At 62.9% G+C, this 5,577-nt stretch carries 8 protein-coding genes; 1 reads left to right on the forward strand and 7 read right to left on the reverse strand.

The features are described 5' to 3' along the window. Positions 1-398: 398 nt before the first annotated feature. From EVU97_RS14795 to EVU97_RS14815, 5 genes are read right to left on the reverse strand one after another with little or no spacing between them, the layout of a single operon-like run. Positions 399-818 carry a hypothetical protein gene (locus EVU97_RS14795; RefSeq protein WP_129666944.1) on the reverse strand — a complete coding sequence of 140 codons (420 nt, stop codon included), beginning with the start codon at positions 816-818 and terminating at the stop codon, positions 399-401. 19 nt (positions 819-837) lie between these two features. After that, complete coding sequence (locus EVU97_RS14800; protein ID WP_165357995.1) at positions 838-1,704, reverse strand: FtsK/SpoIIIE domain-containing protein; 867 nt, start codon at positions 1,702-1,704, stop codon at positions 838-840. A 5-nt stretch (positions 1,705-1,709) separates the two neighbouring features. Then, positions 1,710-2,255: a hypothetical protein gene (locus EVU97_RS14805; RefSeq protein WP_129666948.1), complete on the reverse strand. Its 546-nt coding sequence runs from the start codon at positions 2,253-2,255 to the stop codon at positions 1,710-1,712. 35 nt (positions 2,256-2,290) lie between these two features. Further along, positions 2,291-2,614, reverse strand: a complete 324-nt coding sequence (locus tag EVU97_RS14810) for a hypothetical protein (protein ID WP_129666950.1) — start codon at positions 2,612-2,614, stop codon at positions 2,291-2,293. Further along, positions 2,607-3,011: a hypothetical protein gene (locus tag EVU97_RS14815; protein WP_129666952.1), complete on the reverse strand. Its 405-nt coding sequence runs from the start codon at positions 3,009-3,011 to the stop codon at positions 2,607-2,609. Before EVU97_RS14815 ends, EVU97_RS14810 begins: the two co-directional genes overlap by 8 nt. Before the next feature lie 114 nt (positions 3,012-3,125). Here EVU97_RS14815 and EVU97_RS14820 point away from each other — a divergent pair, with 114 nt between their 5' ends. Next, positions 3,126-3,506, forward strand: a complete 381-nt coding sequence (locus EVU97_RS14820) for a hypothetical protein (protein ID WP_129666954.1) — start codon at positions 3,126-3,128, stop codon at positions 3,504-3,506. A gap of 236 nt (positions 3,507-3,742) precedes the next feature. On the opposite strand, the gene EVU97_RS14825 is transcribed toward EVU97_RS14820, so the two are convergent. Continuing rightward, positions 3,743-4,252 (reverse strand): hypothetical protein, encoded by a 510-nt coding sequence (locus tag EVU97_RS14825; RefSeq protein WP_129666956.1) that lies wholly within the window; start codon positions 4,250-4,252, stop codon positions 3,743-3,745. Positions 4,253-4,279: 27 nt separating this feature from the next. Next, positions 4,280-5,353 carry a hypothetical protein gene (locus EVU97_RS14830; RefSeq protein WP_129666958.1) on the reverse strand — a complete coding sequence of 358 codons (1,074 nt, stop codon included), beginning with the start codon at positions 5,351-5,353 and terminating at the stop codon, positions 4,280-4,282. Positions 5,354-5,577: the final 224 nt, after the last annotated feature.

A 5,577-nucleotide genomic window follows, 5' to 3' on the forward strand; every position in this document is an offset into this window, starting at 1 on the left:
CGAGTGTGCGCAGAGCATCGCGTTCCCGCCGACGATCGTTGCGCCGGGTTATCTCTCCGGCATCTTTCGCGATGTTTCCAAGGCGGGCCGCTCCGCGGCCCTGAGCGCCCCCGGCGGGGCGCTGCGCTCCCTGCGCGCGGCTAGCGCCGTGCTCGTCCGCTCCGACCCCTCTGGGGGCGCTAGAGCGCGACACGACACGCGTCGGTGTATTGAAGTCTGCGCGTACGTCGGTACGCTTGTAGTCAGCACCCATCGGGCGAGCCTCAAATTTTTCTCTGGTTTTGAATGTCTCGGTAAGCACGGTGGGGAAAGGCTCAGGGTTGCCGCCCTGGGCCTTTCGTGCTTCCTGGGCAGATCATGCCGCACGTGCCCACTCACAGCGAGCAGGCACGCCGCAGTCACTTCTTCAGCGTCTCGGGTGAGTCCGCGATCCACCCTTCGACCTGCGACGGCTTCTGTCCCTTGCAGTGCGTGAAGGTGCCATAGGCCTCGCAGTCGAATCGACGGACTTGATTCAGCTTGGTGCTGACGACTTCGAGCACGATCTTGCGGTCACCGTGCACCGTCTGATCCCGTGTGCGATCGACCTCACTTTGGAGTGCTCCGAGGATCTGACAGGACGCCTTACCCCCGACGCGCTGCCGCACCCGGTCATCGGACAGAGCGACCGTGTCACCCTCCGCGCACTGACGTGTCAGGCCAGGTCCGAACGTCAGCGGTGTCCGCGTCGGTGTCGGCGTCGATGTCGGCGTCGTGGCCTTAGACGACGATTCGCCCCCTCCGCTGCACCCCGTCAGCCCTGTCACGGCGACGATCACGGCACCTGCAATCAGTCGCTTACTCATCCTCAATTTCCTCTCCGGTCATAGCTTCCTCATAAAGGTGTGGATACTGCTCTGAGAGTTTCCGCGCTTTGGCCCATTCGTGATGCAGCACGTGCTCGACATACGCCGTGTATCCGGCATTGCGGTGATTTCGCATGATTTCGCGTGGGTGATTCGGTGACTCGAAAAAAGCCACGCCCGGCGCGAATCGCTCCACCTGACGCAGTTCTTCTTCACCAATGCGCTCATGCAGCATCCGAACCGCATCAGAATTGTCGTGTCGAAGCGTCATTCTGACTGCGAGATTCGACCGGGCCGTGCCGCCGAGGACCGCGGCCTCAGCGCGCTGAGTCAGCAGGATCACGCGGATTCCGGCCTTGGCGTGCTGGGCGATGATCGAGCCGATCAGCCCGGTTGCACGGGTTTCGTACCGTTCGGCCGGTTTTCGACCTTGTGCCGCGTCCACGCGCTTGAGGAAATCGAGCATGCCCGCGAATTCTTCCAGCACGAGCACCATCAGTGGTTCTTCTGGCGTGAATTGTTCGAGCTTGTCGATACGTCGCTCGAAAAGTCCCGCCGTCCGTGCGTTTCCGATGTCATTGACTTCGGTCAGAATCTCGATAATCTTCTCGGCCTGGTCCTCTGTCTGACCGAGTGAAATCATTGATTCTGAGTCTTGCCACGGCGCGAGAATGACCGCTGACGGGTCAACGCCGACGACGCGCACGCATTCAAGCCCGGCCATTTCCGCCAAAACGTTATACGTCGTATAACTTTTTCCGGAGCGTGTTTGGCCTTGGATGATCCAGTGGCCCGCCGTCGCCGCCATGTCGACGACGACGGGCTGACGCATCTGATCGACACCGAGGGGGATCGGCACGCTAGTCATCGGGGAAGGTCTCCACCCTCAACCGTGAACCACAACTCATCGGTCTCTTCCGCCAGGTGAGGTCGTGCGTCACGCGGATCGTCCGTCGCGAGGGGACGCTGCTGCCACGACGCCTCCGCTACGTCATCCACGCCGCCACTCACGCACCGCAGATAGACCGTTTGCGCGTCCACACGCTCGACGCGCACCACATCCGCACCAAAAAACGGGGTGAGTTCGGGCACGGCCCGTTCGATCTGCGGCACCGAGTGACCTGGCAGAAGACCGAGGGTGACGAGGTCGCCCCAGGCCGTACGCTCCAGGCCGATCACGCGAGGCGGTACCCCGTCACGATTCGCCAGACCCATGAGCGGCGCGGCATCCGCCCACATGCGACGCAGACGGCGCAGACGGGCCCAATGCCGTTGCAGCGACCACGACCCATACAGACCCGCAATCACGACGACAGCCGCAACGATCGTGAGCCAGGTCGGGCCCTGGGCCGCGATCAGCATGACGACGATGCCGACCGCGATCCCAGGCCAATCGAGCGCACGACGCACGATCTGTCGGATCGTCCATCCGAGGCCCGCGCGCATCACAGCGAGTCCTCCGCGTCATGCCGCTTGCGCGCCTCGATCACGATCAGCTCCAGTCGGCCGAGGGCACTGGTAAGCCGCACCTCAGGCAAAGGCCGCTCGTCACCCCCAAGCAGATCGAGGCCGTCCCACAGTGCGTCACTCATGCCCTGGTGAGCCGCCTCAAAAGCACGCTCGTACCGGAGCAGATCATCACGGCTCGCAGACCCGATCAGACCATCGAGAGCCGCCACCATCTCATCTGCGGCGGCCTCCATCGACCGCGCCAGATCACTCCGACGCGACACCCCAGGGAAAAAACCGGCACCCGCCACGTCACTCACCCCGACGCTGCTCAGCCTGCTGCTGCTTCTGAGCCTGCTGACCCTGGCCCGACGACTTGATGCCCTCCGCCGACCAGGACTCACGCACCCCAGCCCCGTTACGCGGCGCATACACGTTCACACTCAGTCCCTCGAACGGCACCGGTTCGAACGCCGGAAGAGCCGGCATCGCCGGAGACGGCACAAGAACGTTGGCCGTGACGGTCTGCTGACGCCCGAACATCTCCGACGCATACATGACTTCTACGAGCCACAGCGGCATGCCTTGCTCGTTGCGATCCTGCGCGTCGCTCGGGCGCCGCTTACCGTCGGCGGTCTGCTCCCACACGGGCGCGGGTTCGATCACACCCGTCGCTCGAAGCTCCTGCCGGCTGCTGTCCACTGCGTACGTGCTCATGTTCTGTCTCTCCATTACGTGTGTTCGTGCTGTCTGTGAACACTCTATACTGTGTTCAGTTAGCACTCTAGCTGCACATAATGTTCAGTGCAAGCACACACTACGATGGGAGACATGACCGATGGTGAGAACGGGCGCAAGTACGCCAAGTACGCGGACATCGAAGCCGTGCTGTCCAACGCGCAAGGCGTGGCTATGACGGACAAGAAGAAGCACGCAGGGCGAACACTCAGCGCCGCGTGGGAAGCCATGATGCAAGCCCACGACCACACGACAGCAGCCGTCAAAGTCCGTGAAGCTGGTCTAGAGAGGGAGTTCTACCTCATCGCCCTAGCTGACCTCGCCGCCGTCAAGAACGCAGCCGAGTCCGAGATTCGAAGAGTCGCCGCCTACCTCGTCAACGAGTGCAACGTCTCGAGCACGACCGTGGCGCAACAGGCCGAGGTCTCACACACCACAGTGCAAAGGTGGGCAGCCTCAGACCGGGGCGAGTAGCTCCAACGATGGGGGCCAGGCTTACGAGCTTGGCCCCCTTTCGCATGCCCATGTCTGGGCTGCTAGTGGGCACCATTTCAAGCTGCTGGGTACGAGGGAGGCGGCGTCGGCGTCATCCCTCGTGAGTCTGCCCGCGCTACCACTCAGAGATGGTTACGGGCGGCGACGTGAGCCGCCTTCGGCGTCTATAGCTGTGGGTCATAGCACCCAGCCCCGAGACCGCCGTAAGACGACTACTATCCGTGGCCCCTCATGCGCCGAAACCGTCCAAACCAGATAGCCGGCTGTTCCGGTTCGGCGGGGGCCGGCGTTGACTCCTGCTCCGGGGCCGGCTCAACGTTGCGCGCTTCGAGCAGTCGTTGAGCGAGACGCAGATCATCGAGGTTCTGGAGGCGTTCAGCGGCGATCATCTGCCACTTCTCGGCGGCAGCCTCAGCGGCAACCAGTCGCCCGCGCAGCGTGGCGAGCTCCTCGCGCAGCGAATCGAGTTGCGCACGAATTTCGAGGGTTTCAGGTGACATGTCAGAGCGTGTCACTGGCATGTCAGGCGTGGCATGTCGTGGCATGTCAGCCTTGATCTTCCAGCCGACACCCTCAATCGCAGTCACGGGAACATGCCACACGCCGTCAGAGTCCTTCTCTGCGCCAAAATCGCGCAGCTTGCCAACCTTCCGGTTGACCGTCGAGAGGGACACTCCGCAGAGGCGCGCGACCTCCGCGAGGCCGGTAATCCGATGATCCGTCACTGACACATCGTGACATGCCATGCCATGTCAAAGACTCGCAGCGCGCATCCCTTGATTGCGAAGCACCGCGCGAACGGCTGAGCCTTGGCGGTCGTCCGGTACTTGGTCGATCCACTGCAGCCCGAGCGAATCGAGCAGTTGTGTTCCGGCGTTCTTACCGCCTGTCTCGACAGCTTCGAGCAGGTCGAAACGGACCGGGCTTCGACGGATCGCCGCCCAGGTCTCGTTGGGGAGACGGAACAAATCCTCAGTGCCGATCTCTTCTGCCGCGATCTCTTCATCGGTCTTTTCTGCCTCGGCAACCTTGGCGAGTTCTGCCAGACCGTTCGACCAGACCATCTGGGTACGTCCCCGGCTGACCCTGACCCATTCCGACCACACGTCCGCGTCGTCGGCATCGCCCGTAGCAGCGACGGAAGCGAGCACCTGGAACGGGGTACGTGAGCCCTTGCGACCTTGCTTCAGCTGACCGAGCGTTGCCTCAGCGGCGATCTTCTCCGCTTCGCGCTTCGTCACCTCATCGACGGCAGCGACAGCGTCTGTGCTCTTCGTGACGTACGCGCCGAGAGTTTCTGCGGCCTGGCTCGCGTACATCATCCGAAGGTCAGCACCAACGTGCGAGATGGTGCCGTCCTTCTCACGAACCGTGGCCACGGCATCGAGGCCCGAACGCTGCAATCCCTGTCGCCACTTGGTGAAGATGACGCCCTGTGCCACTCGGAGACGGGCAGCGCGTTTGTCCATGTCTTCAGGCAGCTTGGCTGAGTCCAGGATCATGACGACGTGGTAGTGAACGTGCCAGCCACCCCCACTGGCGTTGTAGGTGACTTCCGTCGCGCGAACGTAGCCGAGGCAGCCAAGATGTTCGAGCAGCCCAACACGGCGCTCTAGCTCTGTCCAGTGCTTGCGCGGGCGGCGACGTTCACCGGCCTCGTGGTCGGCCCAAGCATCCTTGTTTGCTTCAACGCGCTTGATGTAGCTCGCCTCAGTCTCAGAACCCCAGTACCGACCGAGAAAGCGCCAGGCATCAGATAGACCGTCCCAGAGGTCTTCGAGTCGCTGTCCCTTGTGGTGCCGCGCTGTGAGCGTGAGCATGGCCACCGTGTGACCCTGAGCAGCCGCCCAGGTCAGAAGCTCCGACAACGAAGCCGAGCGTGCCGCACCGATCTTCGCTGAGCACTGCGGGCATGCCGACCAAGAGCCGCACGTGGTCAAGCCCGAGAATCCGGCGGGTGCGCCAGCACCACCACGAACCCCAACACCTTCCGGGCGACATGCTTTGTGGCCGCAATCCCGCAGAAACGTTGCCCCAGATACGTCAGCAG

Origin of the sequence: Dermacoccus sp. 147Ba (genome assembly GCF_004151355.1) — a bacterium.
GTDB classification, from domain to species: domain Bacteria; phylum Actinomycetota; class Actinomycetes; order Actinomycetales; family Dermatophilaceae; genus Dermacoccus; species Dermacoccus abyssi.

What these genes read in the sequence shown, in the direction of transcription:
- EVU97_RS14820 (WP_129666954.1), top strand. Translation starts at nt 3,126, where the DNA reads ATGACCGATGGTGAGAACGGGCGCAAGTACGCCAAGTACGCGGACATC.
- EVU97_RS14815 (WP_129666952.1), bottom strand. Translation starts at nt 3,011, where the DNA reads ATGAGCACGTACGCAGTGGACAGCAGCCGGCAGGAGCTTCGAGCGACG.